The 21,561-nt window shown below is 33.5% G+C and carries 22 protein-coding genes; 5 read left to right on the top strand and 17 right to left on the bottom strand.

The annotated features are described in order from the left end of the window. Positions 1-33: 33 nt before the first annotated feature. The 4 genes from EL082_RS01615 to EL082_RS01600 form a co-directional block, all read right to left on the bottom strand. The gene (locus tag EL082_RS01615; RefSeq protein WP_103286197.1) at positions 34-1,005 is read right to left on the bottom strand and encodes an alpha/beta hydrolase fold domain-containing protein; all 972 of its coding nucleotides are present in this window, start codon (positions 1,003-1,005) and stop codon (positions 34-36) included. Between the two features lie 81 nt (positions 1,006-1,086). Next, the gene (locus tag EL082_RS01610; protein ID WP_002466962.1) at positions 1,087-1,935 is read right to left on the bottom strand and encodes a YitT family protein; all 849 of its coding nucleotides are present in this window, start codon (positions 1,933-1,935) and stop codon (positions 1,087-1,089) included. Positions 1,936-2,237: 302 nt separating this feature from the next. Further along, complete coding sequence (locus EL082_RS01605; protein WP_015364684.1) at positions 2,238-2,570, bottom strand: thioredoxin family protein; 333 nt, start codon at positions 2,568-2,570, stop codon at positions 2,238-2,240. A gap of 75 nt (positions 2,571-2,645) precedes the next feature. Beyond that, complete coding sequence (locus EL082_RS01600) at positions 2,646-3,053, bottom strand: acyl-CoA thioesterase (protein ID WP_002466974.1); 408 nt, start codon at positions 3,051-3,053, stop codon at positions 2,646-2,648. A 216-nt stretch (positions 3,054-3,269) separates the two neighbouring features. Here EL082_RS01600 and EL082_RS01595 point away from each other — a divergent pair, with 216 nt between their 5' ends. Continuing rightward, positions 3,270-4,325: a zinc-dependent alcohol dehydrogenase family protein gene (locus EL082_RS01595; protein WP_002466924.1), complete on the top strand. Its 1,056-nt coding sequence runs from the start codon at positions 3,270-3,272 to the stop codon at positions 4,323-4,325. Positions 4,326-4,452: 127 nt separating this feature from the next. Here EL082_RS01595 and EL082_RS01590 read toward each other — a convergent pair whose 3' ends face one another. From EL082_RS01590 to cidR, 6 genes are all read right to left on the bottom strand, one after another. Further along, positions 4,453-5,211: a CPBP family intramembrane glutamic endopeptidase gene (locus EL082_RS01590; RefSeq protein WP_002466941.1), complete on the bottom strand. Its 759-nt coding sequence runs from the start codon at positions 5,209-5,211 to the stop codon at positions 4,453-4,455. A gap of 126 nt (positions 5,212-5,337) precedes the next feature. Next, positions 5,338-7,404: a glucose-specific PTS transporter subunit IIBC gene (ptsG, locus tag EL082_RS01585; protein WP_002466947.1), complete on the bottom strand. Its 2,067-nt coding sequence runs from the start codon at positions 7,402-7,404 to the stop codon at positions 5,338-5,340. Positions 7,405-7,640: 236 nt separating this feature from the next. Next, complete coding sequence (locus EL082_RS01580; RefSeq protein WP_002466921.1) at positions 7,641-9,380, bottom strand: pyruvate oxidase; 1,740 nt, start codon at positions 9,378-9,380, stop codon at positions 7,641-7,643. Positions 9,381-9,424: 44 nt separating this feature from the next. Then, the gene (locus tag EL082_RS01575; RefSeq protein WP_002466957.1) at positions 9,425-10,114 is read right to left on the bottom strand and encodes an LrgB family protein; all 690 of its coding nucleotides are present in this window, start codon (positions 10,112-10,114) and stop codon (positions 9,425-9,427) included. Further along, complete coding sequence (locus EL082_RS01570) at positions 10,111-10,503, bottom strand: CidA/LrgA family protein (RefSeq protein ID WP_002466955.1); 393 nt, start codon at positions 10,501-10,503, stop codon at positions 10,111-10,113. Before EL082_RS01570 ends, EL082_RS01575 begins: the two co-directional genes overlap by 4 nt. Before the next feature lie 245 nt (positions 10,504-10,748). After that, complete coding sequence (gene cidR / locus EL082_RS01565; protein WP_002466936.1) at positions 10,749-11,627, bottom strand: cidABC operon transcriptional activator CidR; 879 nt, start codon at positions 11,625-11,627, stop codon at positions 10,749-10,751. 173 nt (positions 11,628-11,800) lie between these two features. Here cidR and EL082_RS01560 point away from each other — a divergent pair, with 173 nt between their 5' ends. Together EL082_RS01560 and EL082_RS01555 are read left to right on the top strand one after the other, a co-directional pair. Beyond that, entirely contained in the window at positions 11,801-12,016 is a 216-nt protein-coding gene (locus EL082_RS01560) for a sterile alpha motif-like domain-containing protein (RefSeq protein ID WP_002450133.1), read from the top strand. Positions 12,017-12,328: 312 nt separating this feature from the next. Continuing rightward, positions 12,329-12,766 carry a CHAP domain-containing protein gene (locus EL082_RS01555; RefSeq protein WP_002450134.1) on the top strand — a complete coding sequence of 146 codons (438 nt, stop codon included), beginning with the start codon at positions 12,329-12,331 and terminating at the stop codon, positions 12,764-12,766. A 61-nt stretch (positions 12,767-12,827) separates the two neighbouring features. Here the strand turns inward: EL082_RS01555 and EL082_RS01550 are convergent, their stop codons facing one another. Further along, complete coding sequence (locus EL082_RS01550) at positions 12,828-14,108, bottom strand: hydroxymethylglutaryl-CoA reductase, degradative (RefSeq protein WP_103286198.1); 1,281 nt, start codon at positions 14,106-14,108, stop codon at positions 12,828-12,830. 356 nt (positions 14,109-14,464) lie between these two features. Here EL082_RS01550 and EL082_RS01545 point away from each other — a divergent pair, with 356 nt between their 5' ends. Beyond that, positions 14,465-15,631: a hydroxymethylglutaryl-CoA synthase gene (locus EL082_RS01545; RefSeq protein WP_019236084.1), complete on the top strand. Its 1,167-nt coding sequence runs from the start codon at positions 14,465-14,467 to the stop codon at positions 15,629-15,631. A gap of 90 nt (positions 15,632-15,721) precedes the next feature. Here the strand turns inward: EL082_RS01545 and EL082_RS01540 are convergent, their stop codons facing one another. Then, a complete protein-coding gene (locus EL082_RS01540; protein ID WP_002466938.1) occupies positions 15,722-16,243 on the bottom strand; it encodes a methylated-DNA--[protein]-cysteine S-methyltransferase in 522 nt (173 codons plus the stop codon). A 78-nt stretch (positions 16,244-16,321) separates the two neighbouring features. Here EL082_RS01540 and EL082_RS01535 point away from each other — a divergent pair, with 78 nt between their 5' ends. After that, a complete protein-coding gene (locus tag EL082_RS01535) occupies positions 16,322-16,660 on the top strand; it encodes a YrhK family protein (protein ID WP_002450138.1) in 339 nt (112 codons plus the stop codon). A gap of 59 nt (positions 16,661-16,719) precedes the next feature. On the opposite strand, the gene EL082_RS01530 is transcribed toward EL082_RS01535, so the two are convergent. From EL082_RS01530 to pruA, 5 genes are all read right to left on the bottom strand, one after another. Beyond that, positions 16,720-17,184 (bottom strand): hypothetical protein, encoded by a 465-nt coding sequence (locus tag EL082_RS01530; protein ID WP_002466977.1) that lies wholly within the window; start codon positions 17,182-17,184, stop codon positions 16,720-16,722. 139 nt (positions 17,185-17,323) lie between these two features. After that, a complete protein-coding gene (locus EL082_RS01525) occupies positions 17,324-17,491 on the bottom strand; it encodes a FeoB-associated Cys-rich membrane protein (protein ID WP_019236086.1) in 168 nt (55 codons plus the stop codon). 12 nt (positions 17,492-17,503) lie between these two features. Continuing rightward, a complete protein-coding gene (gene feoB, locus EL082_RS01520) occupies positions 17,504-19,498 on the bottom strand; it encodes a ferrous iron transport protein B (protein ID WP_103286199.1) in 1,995 nt (664 codons plus the stop codon). 4 nt (positions 19,499-19,502) lie between these two features. Beyond that, entirely contained in the window at positions 19,503-19,730 is a 228-nt protein-coding gene (locus EL082_RS01515; RefSeq protein WP_002466951.1) for a FeoA family protein, read from the bottom strand. A 212-nt stretch (positions 19,731-19,942) separates the two neighbouring features. Then, the gene (gene pruA, locus EL082_RS01510; protein ID WP_002466954.1) at positions 19,943-21,487 is read right to left on the bottom strand and encodes an L-glutamate gamma-semialdehyde dehydrogenase; all 1,545 of its coding nucleotides are present in this window, start codon (positions 21,485-21,487) and stop codon (positions 19,943-19,945) included. Positions 21,488-21,561 lie beyond the last annotated feature (74 nt).

The raw sequence follows: 21,561 nt of genomic DNA, 5'->3' as shown, positions 1-21,561 counted from the left end.
AACAAACCCTAGCAAAAATAATTTGGCATAGGGTTATTTTTTTATGATTTCTTGAAGTTGCTTTAAGAAACGCTCGCGTTCTGGTAGCGGAAATATAGGATAAATATGAAACAGATTATAACCTTGTATAAAGTCATGTGCAATGCCTTTGTCGTTGAGCATATGAGAGAGTTTGAGTGCATCAGGATACAACGTTTCTTTTGTACCTATCACAATCGTAATATGACCGAGTCCTTCTATCTCCCCATTAATAGGCGAGATTCTATAATCCTCTAAAGGCGTATCGCCTGCCCATAATGTAGCTAAATATTTACTACCTTCTATACCTAACATAGGGTCTTCCTGTTCATACTTCTTGGCTTCTGGATTACTAAATGTAGCATCTAGTACTGGTGATAAAAGAACAATGTGTCCTGGTTGAGGTAATTGTTTTTCTTTTAAAGACTGTGCAAATGATAAAGCAATTTGACCGCCTGCAGAATCTCCCATTATCACTATTTGTTCAGCATCTTCAACTTTTTGAAGTAAGTTTTGGTATAAATGATGCAACAATACATCTGTTGTCACATAGTCTCTATGTAGCACTTTCGGATAGACAGGCATTACCACTTTGGCATTTAACGTTTCCGCAAGTAAATCGATAAATTCGAAGTGATATGGCAATGGATCTTGGAACCAAGCACCTCCGTGTATATACAATACCGTTTCTTGCTTACGGTCGCTTTGATCATTAACAATATAAACAAGTGAACCAAAATAATCTCTTATCTTCACATGATGTTTAAATTCATACGGTGTACCACCGTATTTACCAGCCGTTTCTTCTTTAGTTCGTTCAAGTGCTTTTTTCGCACCTTCAACATTATCGAATGACTTTTTCATACCATTCAATCGCATCATTTTCTCCTGCACAAAACTACGGTAACTTCTTTTTTCTTTAACTTTAGCAAATAATATACTTCCTAAAACAGTTGAGCTAATTACAGCAAGTGCTCTTTTAAACAATGACATGCACCTCCTATATTCTTTACTACTATCATATAACAATTTCTCGTGATTAGTCTTAATAACGCTCATCACGTCCTATTATTTGATATTCATAAAGCCATTACCTAAAACATCTCTAACATCATGGATAACTAAAAAGGCTTGGTCATCATAACGATTGACAATCTTTTTAACTGTCGCTATTTGTGTTTGAGATACTACCGCGTATAATATATCGGTATTATCAAGTTGATAAGCGCCTTTACCATCTAATAATGTTGAACCTCTGCCAGTCGCTTGGTATATTTCAGAACTAATCTCTTTATTGTGATCAGAAATAACGGTCACCGCTTTTTTAGGATTGAAACCTTCAACGACAAATGCCATTGCTTTCTCGACAATGAACAACATCACAATCGTATACAGCACATTAGTCACTGGTAATACGATTAAGAATGATAATACGACAAGTGCATCTAGAATAAATAACGCTTGCGATGTTTTTACTTCGGAATATTTACTAATAATTCGTGCAATAACCGATGTACCACCTAGCGTACTTCTAGAAGCGATGACTAGTCCTGAACCTACGCCAATAAATACACCTGCAAATACCGCATTAATAAAGTTTTCATCGATTCCTAAACTTAAAGACTTTGTTAAATCCAAGAAAATGGAACTTGCAGTAATAGTAATGACTGTATATATGGCTGTTGTTTTACTTAAATATTTCCAACCAATAACTATTAAAAAGGCATTGATGACGAAAGATGTAAGTGCCGGTGATAAACCAAGTGTATACTTCAGCACTAAAGACATACCGATAGCGCCACCTTCACCTAAATTCCCTGGAATAACAAAACAGTTAACTCCAAGTGCAATTAACAATGTACCTAATAAACAAAAAATAGTATTTTTAATATGATAACTACGAGAATGTTTTTCCATTTGAGCCTCCTTATTACACAAAAAATATTTAAAAGCATATTAATAGGTGCTGAAAAGTATACATAGGTGCCATAAACTGTTTAATCACGACTGTTTTTCTTTTATTAAATGTTAGCTTTAAACATGTTAAATAATGATTAATAACGCCATATCATAATACTATCTAAAATTTTCACACGTTTTTTATCATAACATTTATCATATCTATGCCCCAACAACTCGGGCTAAATTCATATTGGTTTTCCATAAAAAAGAGCCCCAAATTGAGTCATCAATTTGAGGCACCTTCATCATTTTCTTATTTAATCATCTATTTGTTCATACATTGTAGCTAATTGTCTTTCGAATGACTGCATATCAATAAATCTACCTTGTCTATGCATTTCTTTGCCATTCATAAATATTAAATCAACAGGTACTGTAAAAATAGTTAGCTCTCCTGCAATCTCGGGTACTTCACTTTGGTTTATAATTGCCAATGTCACTTTTGGATATGACGTGTCTAATATATCCTTCAATTGTGGTAAAACAGCATGACAAACACTACAATGTTCTCTCATTACATGTATCACTACTAAAGGTTTTGTATTAATTAATGTTTTAAATTGGGCTACATCACGAATTGATTCAACTATACCATACACCCTCTTACCTTAAAATTGGTATATATCATAAGGTATGCAGTTCACTCTCGTCAATCAACTTCCACTCTATTTTAAGATATCTTGGAAAACTTGTGGCAATTTTGTTATCTTTTGTTTTTCTAAATCATAAAAGCCACCCGTTTGATAGCCAATACAGTGAACTTTTTCGTTAGTTGCGATTTCAAATTTAAAAATCCATTTCATTTTACTCGCTTTGATCATCCAACAACGCGCTCTTGGACGATCATGTATCGTCACAGGTACTTTATAATCTACTTCTGTTTTCATTAATATAGGCGAGATGCCTTGTGTCATCATTTCAGAATAATTCATATATTGATTGATAAAAATCGTACGTAAGTCTTCAAACCATTTAATAAAAACGATATTGCTCACAATCCCCATTGCATCAATATCGTAGCCATTGACTTCTATTTCAGTATCTACCACTAATTTCCCTTCATTTGTATCCATTACTCATAACTCCTTTATATCTATGTTCAATTCTATTTTACGCTATTTAATCAATATTTTCATTGTTTAAAAACTTTGAAGTTTATAAATAATTGTACATTTATAGGTAAAGGGTTTTATAATTTTCCTTCTATATTTTTTGATATTAAATTATTATTCTTTATTTTGTGGTATAATATTTGTGAAATAATTCACAATATCATTGGAGGGATTTATATGAAAGCCTATAACTATGCAAAGCCTGGTGTGGCACAATTAATCGATAAGGAAAAACCTGTTATTACAGAAAGTACTGACGCCATTATTCGTATGGTTAAAACGACAATTTGCGGTACTGACTTACACATTATTAAAGGAGATACACCTGAAGTACCTGAAAATACTACACTTGGTCATGAAGGTATTGGTATTGTAGAATCAGTAGGATCTAATGTGAACAATTTTAAAGTTGGCGATAAGGTTATTGTTTCTGCCGTTTCTTCTTGTGGTAAATGCTACTATTGTAAAAAAGGCATTTATGCGCATTGTGAGAACGATGGTGGATGGATTTTAGGCCACTTAATTGATGGTACACAAGCTGAATATGTCAAAGTACCATTTGCTGATAACTCTTTATATCACGCGCCTCAATCATTACCTGATGAAGCACTTGTAATGCTTTCAGATATTTTACCTACTGGATACGAAATTGGTGTGTTAAAAGGAAAAGTAAAACCTGGTAGTACAGTGGCCATTGTGGGTGCTGGACCAGTCGGATTAGCGACATTATTAACTGCTCAATTCTATTCACCTTCTAAAATTATTATGATTGATTTAGATGACAACCGTTTAGAAACTGCTAAATCATTAGGTGCTACACATACGATTAATTCAAGTAACGTTGAACAAGCGATTCAAGAAGTATACAAACTTAATCATCGTGGTGTTGATGTAGCAATCGAAGCTGTTGGTATTCCACAAACATTTGATTTATGTCAAAAACTCATTGGCGTTGACGGTACAATCGCTAATGTAGGTGTTCATGGTTTACCTGTTCAATTTGATATCGACAAATTATGGATTAAAAACATCAACGTTTCAACTGGATTAGTTTCTGGTAATACTACAGAAGAACTTTTAGAAGCACTTAAAAGTAAAATCATCCAACCAGAACAATTAGTGACACATTATAGTAAATTAAGCGATATTGAAAATGCATATGATTTATTTAGAAATGCTACAGATCATAAAGCGATTAAATTATTAATCGAAAATGATATCACAGAAGCTTAATTATTCTTTTTATCTTAGATATTGAAAAATAAAGGGTCATATTATTGATTACACATTTAATCGATAATATGACCCTTTTAAATTAAAGTAAAATACTTTTTAATCTATTAGAAGAGATGATTTGCTATTATTTAAAGTAAATATATAAGTATGCTAAAAACAAAGGAATTGTCGTAATAGAATTGTTTAACATATGTACCATCATACTATCTTTAATATTTCGTCTTCTATCATAAGCAACATATAGAACACATCCCATTAAAAAATATAAACCAAATGAGAATATATTTGTTGATAAATGTAGCGAGCTAAACGTTACAGACGAGATAATTAAAGGTAACCAAAATCGGCTTTTCATAAATAATGTTTCTTTAAAAATCCCTCTAAAAACGAGTTCTTCAAGATAAGGACCTATGAAACATAGACATATTATTGTTACTAGTACAATAGAAAGATGAGGTAAATGACTTTTATCCATAAGTGAATCGAGACTTTCATCAATCACTTTTTCATTTTTGGTGTCTGAATCACCTATAAAAATGAACATTAAAGCATTACTAGTGATGCTACAGATAATAGCTAGAAAAAAGAATCCAATATTTTTAAAAACATCTTTCATACTCATTTTATGACATTGGTTTTCATATGTACGATATAAGTAATACGACCTTATAGCCCAAACAATAAATAATGCTAAACCAAGAATAAGCATACTTAATGCGATAGTATACCAATCGTTGATTTTCAATGAAAATGGCAGTGCAATAATAGACATAGCTGCAGGAATTTGTATCATGATTGTCAAAACAATGATAATAAGAATATTAATAATTTTATTCCCATTATGTCTTACATCATCTTTCTTTTTCATTTTGGAATCTATCATACTTTAGACCTCCAACAGTTTTAAACGTATTAATGTAATATACAATTTTATACTGCTAGTCATTATTACACATGTCAACCCTATTAAAAAGTGCACATTTTAGAAATTTAAAATGTGCACTTATATTTATTTAACTTTCATAATGCGTTGGCTTGGTTCAACACTGCTTGTCTTTTCAACTGTTAATGTTTGATCACCTAAATTAGTAATTACTAATGGTGTTACAACACTTGGTGCATGTTCTTTAAGATATGCTAAGTTCACTTTCATTAACGGTTGTCCTTGTGTTACTTTCTCATCTGCTTTAACTAAACTTTCGAAACCTTCTCCATCTAGTTTAACTGTATCAATACCGATATGAATCAATAATTCAATACCTGTATCTGATTCTAAACCAATTGCATGTTTTGTTGGGAAGATTGTTTTAACAGTACCATCGAATGGTGCTACAATTTCTCCTTTTTCAGGAATAAATCCAACACCGTCGCCCATCATTTTTTCTGAAAATACTTTATCAGGTACGTCAGATAATGGAACAATTTGACCAACACCTGGTGCGTAAATTTCTGTTTCTTTAATATCTTCTACATGAACTGGCTCTTCAGAGTCTTCCTCTGTCACAGTCGTTTCACTTGGTTTAGTGATTTCACCATTCATAATTTTCGCCATATCATGTTTAATTTGGTCTGATTTTGGACCAAAAATCGCTTGCATGTTATTACCAACTTCAAGTACACCAGAAGCACCTAAAGCTTTTAATCCTGGAACATCTACTTTAGCTTTATCATTTACTTCAACTCTTAAACGTGTAATACATGCGTCTAAATGTTTGATATTATCTTTACCACCCATTGCGTCTAACACATCAAATGGTAATTTAGCGACACTTGAATCTCTGACCTCTTGTTCTTTATCTTCTCTACCCGGTGTTTTTAAGTTAAATTTACGGATAGCAAAGTCGAATAAGAAGTAATACACGACCGCGTACACGATACCAACTGGAATCACAAGTAATGCATGCGTTCTGTCCCAGTTTAATAAACCGAATAATACATAGTCGATAAATCCACCTGAGAATGTCATACCGATTTTTACGTCTAATAAATGCATGATTAAGAATGAAGATCCTGCTAATACGACATGAATCGCATATAATAATGGTGCTACAAATAAGAATGAGAACTCAAGTGGTTCTGTAATCCCTGTTAAGAATGCTGTTAAACCTGCTGATAGCATTAAACCACCAACGATTTTTTTACGTTCTGGACGTGCATTTTTATAAATTGCAAATGCTGCAGCTGGTAGACCAAACATCATGAATGGATATTTACCAGTTGTAAATGTTCCTGCAGTAAATGGTACGCCATCTTTTAATTGCGCCATCCAAATACGTTGGTCACCACGTACAAGTTCTCCAGCATGGTTTGTATAATGGCCAAACTCGAACCAGAATGGTGCATAGAAAATATGATGCAAACCAAATGGAATTAATGAACGTTCTATAACTCCAAAAATAAATGTTGTTAATACTAAGTTCTTCGTTAGTAAGAAGTTAGATAAGTCATTTAATCCCGTTTGAATAGGTGGCCATATCCAACTTAATACAATACCTACAATAATTGCAGCTACTGATGTTGCGATTGGTACGAAACGTTTACCTGCAAAGAATCCTAAAAATGCTGGCAATGTAATATTATAATACTTGTTATAACACCATGCGGCTACTGCCCCCATGATAATACCGCCAAACACACCCGTTTGTAAGGTTGGAATACCTAACACAAGTGCATATTCAGGTTGTTTTGCTGCTTGACTTAATTCTTTAGCGCCTTTTGCATAAGAGAAGATATCATCAATTGTAATATTTAAATATTTACCCATTGTCGCGTTCATAATTAAATATCCAACTAGCGCTGCTAACGCTGCTACGCCATCTCCTCCAGCTAATCCAAGTGCTGTTCCGACTGCAAATAATAATGGTAAATTATCAAAGATAACTTGCCCTGCTGCTTCCATGATAGAAGAAATCATGACAAATACATGGTTTGTTAACCATGGTGCAATTTTGACTAACTGTTCATTATGCATTGCATTCCCAAATGCAAGTAAAATCCCAGCTGCCGGTAAAATTGCGACAGGTAGCATTAATGCTTTACCTATACGTTGCAATTGCCCAAAGAGCTTTTTAAACATGTAAAAACATTCCTCTCATATTGTAATCACTCGCATGCACATAAAAAATGGCATGAACAAACAAGACCATATTAAATGATCACCTGTTTGCTCATGCCTGCTTAACCAGTAACACGCAAATGTTTTATTAAATTTAAATATAGTATACACATTTGTTTAAGCGTTTACAATAGGAATTCCAAAAAAACTCAGCCAAGTTATTTTGGCTGAGTTTATGAACTTTGCTTCTATTTATATTATAAGAAACGTTTAGTTGCTACTGAGATTGGTGGGATTTGATCTAAGTCTAAGTGTTTATCTTCAGTGATAGATCTGTATGCCCATTTACCATAACCAAGTGCTTCTGCATTAACAATTTTACCTGGTAATGGTGCAGCGTTAGGGTCTACATGTACGTCAACGATAGTTGGTACGTCTTGTGACATAGCTTCTTCTACAATATCATCTAAACGACTAACGTCTCTAACTGTATAACCTTTACCGCCTGCAGCTTCAGCGAATTTAGCGTGATCCATATCAGAGAAATCAATGGCATATTCTAATTCACCAGCAGCTTGTTGTTCATATTTAATGAACGCTAATTGTTTATTGTTTAATACGAAAATTGTTAATGGTAAATCGTATTGAACTGCTGTTGCAAAGTCTTGCATAACCATTTGGAATGCACCGTCACCAGCAATAGCTACAGCTTGACGATTTGGGTATGCAATTTTAGATGCCATAGCACCTGGAAGTGCACAACCCATTGTACCTAACCAACTTGAGATGATGAATTTATTATTAACACCTAAGTTTAGGTAACGTGTTGACCATACAGTTGATGTACCAACATCTGCAGATACAATTGCATCTTCTTTTAAGTTATCATTGATTGCTTTCATTAAACGTTCTGGACGTAATGGTGAGTTATTGTTGTTTAAGTCTTGTTCCATCCATTTATCCCAAACAGCTTTACGATCTAATGCTTTGTCTAAGAATGGACGTTTAGCAACATGTTTAATATTTTCAGTTAATTGTTGTAACGCAATTTTACTGTCGCCTAAGATACCAACATTGATGTCGAAACGGTGACTGATGTTTTCTTCTTTAGTATCGATTTGGATCGCTTTAATATTTTTCTTAGGTAAATATTTAACGAATGGGAAGTTAGTACCAATCATGATTAATAAATCTGCATCTTGAATTGTTTGATAAGATGCTTTAGTACCAATTTGACCTAGGTTACCTAAGTTATATGGGTGATCATCAGCAATAATTGCTTTTGCTGGTAATGTGTGAATAACTGGGATTTTAGCCATTTCTACAAATTCACGTAATTCATCTTTCGCATGTTGTGCACCAACACCGAAAAGTACAACTGGTTTTTTACTTTTATTGATTAATTTAGCAGCTTTTTTGATGTTTTTGAATTTAGGTGCAATTGCTTTTGGTTTAGTTGTGTTAACTGGTTTATCAGTTGTATCTTTAATGTTTTGAGTTAAAAGATCGTTAGGGCAAATAACAACAGCTACACCTTTTTTCTCATAAGCAGTACGGATTGCTTCGTTAACAACCTCAAATACATTGTCGCCTTTTTGAATTTGGTGATTGTAAACCGCTACATCTTCACATAACTTAGATAAGTTAGTTTCTTGGAACGCACCTGTACCTAAAAGACTATCGTTTGTTTGACCAGAAATAATCAATTGAGGAACGCTATCCATTTTAGCGTCATACATACCATTTAATAAGTGAACTAAACCAGGACCACCAATACTTAATGCTACCCCAATTTTACCTGTGATTTTTGTATAACTACCAGCAGCTAAACTTGCTACTTCTTCGTGACGTACGTGATAGAATTTGAATTGATCTCTAACTGTACGTAAAGAGTCTACTACTGCGTCGATTGAATCTCCTGGGATTCCGTATAAGTGATCGATGTCCCATGCTTGTAATGCTTTAACTAATGCTTCATTTGCTTTGATTTTTGCCATTTTTTCAAATAGCCTCCCTTTCTATTTATATGAGTTTCTTCCCTTTAATAGAACAATAAAATAAGAATTGGTATTAAAATCGAACTGATTACTGCAGTTAATATCATACCAATAGAACTAAATGCGCCTGATTCTATATCTAATTCTAGTGCTTTTGCCGTACCGAAAGCATGAGAAGCGTTACCATATGTTAAGCCTCTCGCGATAGATGACTGAAAGCCTCCCATACGCAATAGCATTGAACCTAGAATGCTGCCTATTAACCCTGTAGCTATTATAAAGAGCACTGTAATCGTATCTGTACCACCAAGTTCATTGGATACTTCTATCCCTACGGCTGCCGTAATAGACCTTGGTAGCATTGTTACAATGGTTTCTTTGGAATAGCCAAAGATTTTCAACGTTACGTATACTAACATAAAATTAAGTACTACACCAGTTAACACGCTCGTGAAAATCACAAATAGATATTTCTTTATCTTCTGTCTATTTTGATAGAGGGGATAAGCCAAACAAACGACTGTTGCGTTTAAAATATGGTTTATCCATTCCCCACCTTTCATGTAACCTTTATAACTAACGCCAAACATAAGCAGAATCGCTATAATGAGTATCGATGAAATTAATGCAGGGTTCAGAAAAGGATTGTTGTATCGATCTTGTAGTCTTCTAGCTATGATATATACCACAATCGTCAGCAGAATCATGATAGTAGCTTGTAATATATTCGTCATAACTCATCCGTTCCTTTTCCAACATCATCTCTTTTCACTAGCGTTTCAGCAATATAGCCTGAAGATAATGCCACTAAACATGTTCCTAAAATAATAATTAAGAAGAACAATATGTAGTTTAGTGTAATATCTGATGCTACATTCATCACGCCAACTACAGACGGGATAAAGAAAAACACCATTGTTTTTAATAGGAAGTTTGCACCTTCGTCTACCCATGATACAGGAATGATTTTAAACTGTAACAATAGATAAAACATGAGTAGGCCAACAATACTACCTGCTAAAGGAATGTGTAATAAGCGCTGCACTTCGGTACCGATGTATGAAATAAGTAATATAAGAATGATTTGTACAAAAAGTTGTAGTAAATCTCTCACCTTATGCATGCGATCTATCCCTTCTAAAAAATTTGTCCAAATTGTTACAACAATTTTTTAGTGATACTTGTAATTATAGTCTCCATCTTTCTATTATTAAAATACATTTTTCGAATATTAAACATTCCTTAAATCTATGGAAGCGCTATCTTTATAGTAATGTAAAAAGTCCCCCCGCATTAACGGGAGAACTCTACGCTATCTTTGTATTTCAACTTTCATAAAATTGATATCATTGGAACTTTATTACGCTCTTACCCTAAGCGTTCTCTTAAATAATCAATCCACTTATTCGCTGCATAACTTAATCGTTTCCCTTTCTTCCAAACAATACCTAACTCCCAGTCTACATGCGCATCTTCAATATTAAGCACACGTACATTTTCATTCATGAGTTGCGTAATAGAATAAGGTAATATAGCGATGCCAAGTTGATTACTGATTAAATTTTCAATGACGTTCCATTGCGAAATTTGAGAGACCATATTGGGTATAAAACCTGCATTTTTAGCTATTTCCATAATTTTATCATTTAAATAGAAATCATCGTTAAATAATATGAAGTCCTCTTGAATTAATTCTTTCATTTTCACAGATTGGTGTTGTGCTAAAGGATGTTCATGATGGATAACTACACATAACGATTCTTTATTTAAAGCAATGGCTTCAAATCGTTGTTGATCAACAGGTAATGTTGTAATACCAAAATCCAATTCATCATTTAATAGTTGCTGTTCAATGTATTTTCCACCGTTCTCCACAAAGTTAAATGTTACATTGGGAAAATGTTGATGAAAATCACCAATCATATCAATTAAAGTCTGCATGTTCATGACTGCTGAAAGCCCTATATCCATATGACCTGTTTCCAATCCATATAAACTATTGATTTCAGATGGCAAGTTTTCATAAAGTGCAATGATTTCCTTACATTTATTAAAGAAGATCTGGCCTGCATCTGTTAATACAAGTTGCCTCTTCTCTCTATCAAACAACGGTACTGCCATCTCACCTTCAATATCTTTAATTGCCTTACTAATAGTAGGTTGAGCTATGAATAAAGACTTCGATGCATTAGTCATTCCGCCTTGCCTCACAACTTCAACAAAATATTTCATATGTTTAATATCCACGCAACTCACCCATTCAAAAACTGTTTCTTTTATTATACAATATCACTTATTTTTATATGTATGAAACATTAGTATACACATTACTGTATTTTTATTTAGCCATTTATCGCATGTCACTCTGTTAACTATGTTATAATTTAATCTGGCTCAAATTGATTATTCGAGGTGAGGAATTGAGCTTTTACGAATTTATGCAAAATTTTCTTGGTGATGACACACCATTAGGCGAATTGGTTGATTGGATTAATCAAGATAACAATTTTCCTAGACAAGTGAAGAGCCAAAGTGAAATATTGTCATATTTTCGAACTAATCCGTGTCCTGAAGACTTATCAATGACGATTGTTAAAAGAGCATTGTCAGTCTTCAACCAATTCACTAATGTATGATCTATGTTAATTGTTATTTAGCATTCATCTAACATAATGAATACATGGAGTCTATCATCTCGAAAACGTCTTAAATGACGTCGAACGCTGCTAATAAAGTTTCGTACTTTATTGGCAGTTTTTTATACTTATAAATCTAATGTAAAATGATGAAAATTGCATACAAATATAAATATTATTACAAATACCCTATTTTTATTTCAGTAGCGTTACAGTTACTTGTATAATTCGTTTCTAATGTTGTATTCTATCTTTTTTACATCTATTATGAATACGGTTACTAAATAAAAAAACGATTTTTGGGAGAAAACAATGAAACTAAAACAATTATTATCTCGTGTCATAATCGCTACTGGAATCTTGTTAACTGGAACTATTGCTTATCAAACAGCTGAACAGACACACGTGTCAGAAGCAGCTTCATATAAAAATTATTACAACAAAGGTCAATGTACATGGTGGGCTTATCAACGTCGTGCACAATTAGGTAAACCTGTTTCTAATCGATGGGGAAATGCGAAAAATTGGTATTACAACGCAAGACGTTCTGGGTATGCTACTGGTCATACACCAAGACGATATGCTGTTATGCAATCAACAGCAGGTTATTACGGACATGTTGCCGTAGTAGAAAGAATATATAATAACGGCAATATCAAAATATCAGAATACAATTATAATCGTCCGTATGGGTATGGGACACGAATTATAAGTAAAGCATCTGCTCGTAATTATAACTACATTTATTAAAGATATAAAAAGGACATTGGTACTGCAATTGAGTTTGCAAACAATGTCCTTTTATTTATATTTATTGATCTTGTCTTATTTGTTCTAAAATGGCTTTTGCTTTTGCTGAATTGGCTTTGTCTTCTTGTTTAAGTGCATCTGCTACTTGTGCAATTTCATCACCTTTTGCACCTACGATAATAGCTAATGATTTATACTGCAAACTCATATGACCTTGTTGTATCCCTTCTGATACAAGGGCTCTGCATGCTGAGAAGTTTTGTGCCAAACCAACTGCTGCCACAACATGACCTAATTCTTGTGCAGATTTAACATTCAATAAATCAAGTGATGCTTTAGCAATTGGTAATACTTTCGTACCGCCGCCCACTATTGCAAGTGTCATTGGTACTTCAATTGTACCTATAAGACGTTGACGTTCTTGATCATATTTCCAAGTCGCAATGCCTCTATATTGACCATCTCGACTTGCATATGCATGTGCACTGGCTTCTGCACCACGTGTATCATTACCTGTTGCTAAAACGACTGCATGTATACCATTCATTACACCTTTATTATGTGTTGCCGCTCTGTGGATATCTACTTGTGCTAATACTGAAGCGCGTTCCATTCTACGAGCGACCGCTTCACCATCACGTCCACCTTTATTAAGATCTTTGATGTCTATTTCACCTTGCACCTTAACTACTGACGCAGTAGCATGATTTGATAATATGCTCATTAATACATCTTTATCTGGGAATTCATTTTTTAGGTGTGCTGTAATCGCTTCTAAAATTGTATTTAACATATTAGCACCCATCGCATCTTTAGTATCAACATATACTTTAAGTGATAGCAATTGCTGTTTTGGGAATGAATCTATTTCAATCTTTTGATAACCGCCACCTCTAGCTTTAATAGATGGGTATGCTTCATCTGCTATTTGATGGATTTGTGCTTCTTTATCTTGAATGGCTTGTGATAGACTTTCCGTATCTGTCACGCCATCAAATACAATTTGTCCAATCATTAATCGTTGACTTGAAACAGTTTTAAATCCACCAGTATTGTTTACTAATTTAGCCCCGTAACTTGCAGCTGCTACTACGGATGGTTCTTCTACCATCATTGGTACCACATAAGGTTGATCATCAACTTTAATTTCGGGTAATAATCCCACCGGTAAAGTACCTTGTCCAATTACATTTTCTATTAAACTATTTGCAATATCTTCATCTATCAGTGGATGATTTAAAAGAATGTCATGATTGTCACTAGATAACCAACCATATGACTCTAATTGTTCTAATTTATCTTCTCGTGAAAGATGTCGGAACCCTTTGTCTAACTTTTTCATTTGTGCTTCTCCTTTATTTAACATTTTTAGTTATCATCGCTACTCGCATTCAAACGTGTTTACATTCATCTAAAAACTTGAAATATATGATCCATAAAGGCGTCAGCGTTTTTAGATGATACTGTCTATATGTTTCCTCAATCTTATAAAACATTCTAAAATTTTTAAATTATAACAACATTGCTCACTATGTTTTTTAATTTCTACTTGATTCAATAAGCTATTTAAAGCAATTATTAAAACGCTTACATAACTGTTATACATTGAGATGAAAATCTGTTATATTCATTGTATATCACTAAATTATTTTGGTATGATGCTAATGCTACTTTTAAAACTGAAAGGATGTACGCCTTATGAACATAGGTATAGATAAAATTAACTTTTATGTACCCAAATTTTATGTAGACATGGCAAAGCTTGCAGAAGCACGCCAAGTTGACCCAAATAAATTTTTAATTGGCATTGGCCAAACGGAAATGGCTGTAAGTCCAGTCAATCAAGACATCGTATCAATGGGAGCAAATGCTGCTAAAGATATTATAACAGACGAAGATAAAAAGAAAATCGGTATGGTTATTGTTGCAACTGAATCTGCAATTGATTCAGCTAAAGCTGCAGCCGTTCAAGTGCATCATTTACTAGGTATTCAACCTTTTGCACGTTGCTTTGAGATGAAAGAAGCTTGTTATGCTGCTACACCTGCCATTCAATTAGCTAAAGATTATCTTGCAAATCGTCCAGAAGAAAAGGTATTAGTTATTGCAAGTGATACTGCACGTTATGGCTTACAATCTGGTGGAGAGCCTACACAAGGCGCTGGTGCCGTAGCCATGATGATTTCACACAATCCTAGCATCTTACAACTTAATGACGATGCTGTCGCTTATACAGAAGACGTCTATGACTTCTGGAGACCAACAGGCCATGCTTATCCATTAGTTGATGGCGCATTATCTAAAGATGCTTATATACGCTCATTCCAACATAGTTGGAACGAATATGCTAAACGCGAAAATAAATCATTAGCTGATTTCGAATCATTATGTTTCCATGTACCATTTACAAAAATGGGTAAAAAAGCATTAGAATCAATTATTGATGACGCTGATGAAACAACTCAAGAACGTTTAAGAGCAGGTTATGAAGATGCGGTTTATTACAATCGCTATGTAGGTAATATTTACACTGGTTCATTATATTTAAGTCTTATTTCATTATTAGAAAATCATAAGCTTTCAAGTGGACAAACGATTGGACTATTTAGTTACGGTTCAGGTTCAGTAGGTGAATTCTTTAGCGCTAATGTAGTAGATGGTTATCAAAATCACTTAGATATAGAAGGTCATCAATCTGCGTTAAAACAACGCAATGAAGTGTCAGTTGAAGACTACGAAACATTCTTTAAACGTTTTGATGAATTAGAATTTGATGAACAACAAGATAAAGTTGAAAATGATCAATCGATCTTCTATTTAAAAGCAATCAATGACAATATTCGTGAATATCACGTTCCAGAATAAACTTTATCAGAAATATCACATCATTTTTTAATATAAATAAGCCTAGATGTATCGGACCATCATCATTGATGTCCACATCTAGGCTTTTTATTATGGCTTTGTTGTGTGTTTCGGTGTAAATAAATGCGTCATGTCTATATTTTCTATTTCTAATAATTTGATTTTATTAGGCAACGTCCCACCATACCCTGTCAAGCTACCATTTTTTCCAACTACGCGATGACATGGGATAATAATTGATATCGGATTACTACCTACAGCACCACCTACTGCTTGTGCTGACATCTTATCTTTATTCATTTTCTTAGCAATACGTTGAGCTATATCACCATACGTCGTTAATTCACCATATTCTATTTGGTTTAATTCTTCCCACACATATTGTTGGAATGCTGTTCCTGATGGTTGAACAGGGACAGTTTCTTGTGGACGTTCTCCCTTAAAATACGTATCTAGCCAGGATCTTGCTTGTTTAAATATTGGTAACGATGCTTTGTTTACTCTTTCAGTTGGTTGTTGTTGATTACTAAATAATAATTGAGTTAAATTTTGACCATCACTGACCAATTCTAATTGGCCAACTGGGGATTGATAAAAGCAATTATATTCCATTATGATCACTCCAAATTTCGTCTATTTCTATTTCAAGTTGTTTGAAAATGACTACCATTATATAATCAATTGGGGGTGATGATTGTGAAAAAGCATCCTAATGATGTTGATTTACATTTCAATACAAATAACCAACTTAATAGCAAAGCCACTGAAGCACATGCGAATCAAATCACTAACTTTTATAAAGCAATTTATCAAGTTAATGATATCGTATTAGGACTTGTCTTTTTAGTTGGTAGTTTCTTATTCTTTAGCGATAAAACCGTAACAATTGGAACAGTTCTCTTTGTTATCGGTAGTATACAAATGACGATAAGACCTGTCATCTCTTTCGTCCATGATTTGAAACTCGCCAACTTTTATCATAAACAATATTTAAAAGACTTGAATCAAAATACTAACAATAAAGACTAAAGGTTCTGTCACCTTTAGTCTTTATTCATTCAATCGCTTGATATTCTGAATTCTACTAATTATTGAAAATTGTATAACTTCATATTTTCTTGTTTCGCATATTCTAAAGCTAAAATTTCTAAAATATTAATAAATGCTGGTTCATCTTTGACTTTAATATATTGGAAAGTTAATCCGTATTCTTCTGCAGTTACACCTTTTAAATCTGATGTATCTTTTTTCTTACTTTTCGCAAGTTCTCGTCTAAATTTGGTTGTGCCACTATCAGATTTAGAATTATATTGCGCTAATTTGCTATTTAAATCCTTTTGAATCGGTTTATATCCAGTTGAATAACCACCAGTTTGGCCTACAAAGACAGGTTTTTTGCCATCGAATATCACATATACACCAAACTGATCCTCGACTTTTTCTCTATCTTCTTTCGTGAATGACAATGCCTCTTTCTTATCATATTTAAATAATTTCTTTAACTTCTTCTCATTGTCTTCTAATAACTGATTTAATTTCTTACTACCTTTCATGATTAAAATCCCCCAATAGTTTTTTATTTTTCTGCTTATTGACTATATATCACTATTTAAAAGTTTTAATCATTTTTCTAGTAAATTAATATTTAATCAATCATTTCTTAATATATTAAAAATCAGATATTGAACTTTTTCATTTAAAAATTTTACTTTGGGTGCTTTTAATTTGATCATCACAATGACATTTAGAACTACATGAGCCGCATTGTCCAGACTTGGATTGTTTGAAGTGTTTAATTAATACATATGCTGTATAGCCGAATATTGCTAAAAATATCAAAATATTAATGATAATTGTCATTACGCCACTTCCTTAAACGATTAATCTAGCAATTTGATAAAATGCTAGTGCTAAAATATAAGCTGTTGCTAATGGATAAACCATTGAAAATAATGTCCATTTAATTGAATATGTTTCTTTACGAATCGTCGCTACTGTTGATAGGCATGGAATATATAATAATATAAAAATCATAAAGGCATACGCTGATAAAGGTGTGAATTGTTGTTGTAAAACATGTACGAGACCACCTTCACTTGATGAATAAATGATTGCCATTGAACTAACAATGACTTCTTTAGCTAAAAACCCTGGAACGAGTGTTGCACCTGCTTGCCAAGTACCAAATCCTAATGGATGTAGGACAGTTGCTACGATTGAACCCACAATGTGTAAGAAGCTTTGATCGATACTGACATTAAATCCACCTGGACCTGCATAACTTAGAAGCCAAATCACGACTGACCCACCAAAAATAAATGTACCTGCTTTTTTAACAAAGCCTTTTGCCTTTTCCCATGTACTTCTCCATAATGTTTTAATTGATGGAATTCGATACGTAGGTAACTCGATAATAAATAATGAATGCTTATTTTTAAGGACGGTCTTAGTTAAAATAGTACTTGCAATAAGAGCAATGACAATACCTAACACATATAGACTGAGTACCACTAAAGATTGATGTTCTTTAAAGAATACCCCTACAAACAAAGCATAGACGGGTAGTCTTGCTGAGCATGACATAAATGGCGCAATTAATATTGTCGATAATCTTTCTTTCTCATTTTCTATACTACGTGCAGCCATAATACTGGGCACATTACATCCAAAACCAATGATCATTGGTATAAATGCTTTACCACTTAAGCCAAAATGTTCCATTAATTTATCCATTAATACGGCGATTCTAGCCATATACCCTGAATCTTCAAGCAATGAAATAAAGAAGAACAATACGATAATTTGTGGTACAAATACAAGTACTGAACCTACGCCTGCAATGATTCCATCTGTAATTAAATCTTGCAAAAATGGTACGACGCCTATTTGATGCATTCCCGCTTTAACCCAATCGGTTAAAGTACCTCCGATAAAATCATCTAATTGATCAGATAGTGGTGTACCAATCCAGGTAAAAGTAATTTGAAATATCAACCACATAATACCTAGGAAAATAGGCATACCTATATATTTATTAATTAGTATTTTATCTAATTTTGATGAGAAGAATTGCTTTTCTTCATCTGGATATGTCACGACGTCTGTTAGTATTTGTTCTATATATTGATTACGTTTTTGTTCTATATCATCACGGATAGATAATGTGAGTTGTTGTGAAAGTGCTGATTTAATTGGTTCTAATTGTTGAATCAATGTCTGATTTAACGTTTGACAAATTTGCGCATTATCTAACAAATATTGAATTGCGATAAAACGCATTTGCTGCGACGTATAATGAGTACCGTCTTTTAAACATGCACAAATATCTTTGATAGCTTTTTCTATTTCTGTTCCATAGTTTAATTTGAAGTGTGGCACTTGAGCTTGATCTAAATATTGTAACTCTTCAAGCATATGCGCTGTACCCTTACCATTACGTGCAATGACTGGTAATACTGGTACTCTTAAACGACGCATCAGTTTATCATGATCAATCATAATACCTCGTTTGGCAGATACATCGATCATATTTAAACCAATCATCACTGGCACATTCAGTTCTAATAATTGAATTGTTAGCTGCAAATTCCGTTTGAGTTGGCTCGCATCAACAATATTAATCATTCCTGTATAATCATTTTGCAATAAATACTTTGTCACAACTGTTTCGTCTTTAGATATTGGAGATAAATCATACATCCCTGGTAAATCAACGAGGGTTCCTAATTCTTGCTTTAATTTTCCAACTTTCTTTTCAACAGTGACACCGCTCCAGTTACCTACATACTCATAAGAACCTGTTAAATTATTAAAGAGGGAGGTCTTACCGACATTGGGATTACCTAAAATACAATAACTTTGACTCATGATCCTATTCCTCCAAAGCTATCTGACAAGCATCGCAATGTCTAATGCTCACTTGTTGTCCGCTAATCTCAATCACACATGGTCCATTGAACATACAACGTTGTTTCACTTTAATATCTGAACCTACTCGAATACCAAATGCATTCAATCTATAAATCATGTCCTTATTATTGATATCAATTTGTTTAATCTTATATTTTTTATTTTTTAGTGCTGATTTAATATTTAACATTTACCTCACGCTTCCCCAAATAATATTGATAATCATTATTAATTAAAGTAAGCGTATACTTATATCCTTTGATATTCAATATCATTTAATCCAATATTATTAACAATTTATGACAACTTAATTTCTCACTCAATTTTTACGAAAAACAAAAACGTTGTTTAAGTCATAAAGCGACTCAAACAACGTTTCTTATCTTTTAATTACTATATGAATTAGAACATTTCAGAAACGACTTTTTGTTCTAAGAAGTTTAATAAGTAATCTGGGCTACCTGTTTTGGCATCTGTACCTGACATTTTGAATCCACCGAATGGGTGATAACCAACGACTGCAGCTGTACAACCACGATTTAAATATAGGTTACCTACATCGTATTCATTAACAGCTTTAATCCAATGTTCACGGTTATTTGTAATCACTGCACCTGTTAGACCATATTCAGTATCATTAGCAACATCGATAGCTTCATCAAAGTCTTTCACTTTAACAAATCCAACAACTGGTCCGAAGATTTCTTCTTGCATGATACGATCTGAAGATTTTAATCCAGAGAAAATAGTAGGTTCAATGAAATATCCAGTAGAATCATCAGTGCCGCCACCTTGTTCTAATTTACCTTCTTCTTTACCAATTTCAATGTAATTTTTAATTTTATCAAATTGTTTTTGGTTAATCACTGGTCCCATGAACGTGTTGCCAGTTGTATCACCTAATGATAATGCTTTCGTTAATTTAACTGCTTTTTCTAAAACTTCATCGTACACATCTTTATGAACAATAGCTCTAGAACAAGCTGAACATTTCTGTCCTGAGAAACCAAATGCTGAGGTAACAATGGCTTCTGCTGCTAAATCCGTATCGATATTTTCATCGACAACAATCGCATCTTTACCACCCATTTCAGCAATAACACGTTTTAAGAATGTTTGTCCTTCTTGAACTACTGCACTTCTTTCATAGATTCGCGTACCTGTCGCTCTTGATCCAGTGAATGTCACAAAATGCGTATCTTTATGATCAACTAAGTAGTCACCAATTTCTTTTGGATCGCCCGGTACAAAGTTAACTACACCTTTAGGTAATCCTGCTTCTTCTAAAATTTCCATTAATTTATATGCTGTTAATGGTGTATCTTCTGCTGGTTTTAATAATACTGTATTCCCTGCTACTACTGGCGCTAATGTTGTACCAGCCATAATTGCGAATGGGAAGTTCCAAGGTGGAATTGTAACACCTGTACCAATTGATTTATAGAAGTATTTGTTATGTTCTCCTTCTCTATCTAATACTGGTTTACCATCAGCTAAATCCATCATTGAACGTGCATAATATTCAATAAAGTCAATACCTTCAGCTGCATCGCCAACTGCTTCATCCCAAGGTTTACCCGCTTCGTAAACCATTACTGCAGAAATCTCTTCTTTACGACGACGAATAATTGCAGCAACACGTAACATTAATTCAGCACGATCTTTATGAGACCATTTTTTCCATGTTTGGTATGCTTCGTTAGCAGATTGAAATGCTTTTTCTACATCTTCTTTTGTTGCTTTTGAGACTTTAGCAATAGTTTGAGATGTTTTGGCTGGATTGATAGATTCAAATTGATCTTTTTTGCTAATTTTTTTACCATCAATCACTAATGGAATATCTTGACCAAGTTGTCCTTCAACCTTTTTTAAAGTCTCTTTAAATTTATCTACATTCTCTTGAACCGTAAAATCAATACCTGGTTCATTTTTAAAATCTACTACCATTATTGCGTACCCCCTATGAAATATTAAAGTGAGTTCTTCAAACCCTTTGTTTAATGATATTGAGGTCTAGATAA

The organism is Staphylococcus warneri (assembly GCF_900636385.1).
Taxonomy (GTDB): Bacteria; Bacillota; Bacilli; order Staphylococcales; family Staphylococcaceae; genus Staphylococcus; species Staphylococcus warneri.
The sequence above is the reverse complement of the archived record's forward strand: the minus strand, read 5'-3'. Positions and strand labels throughout refer to the sequence as shown.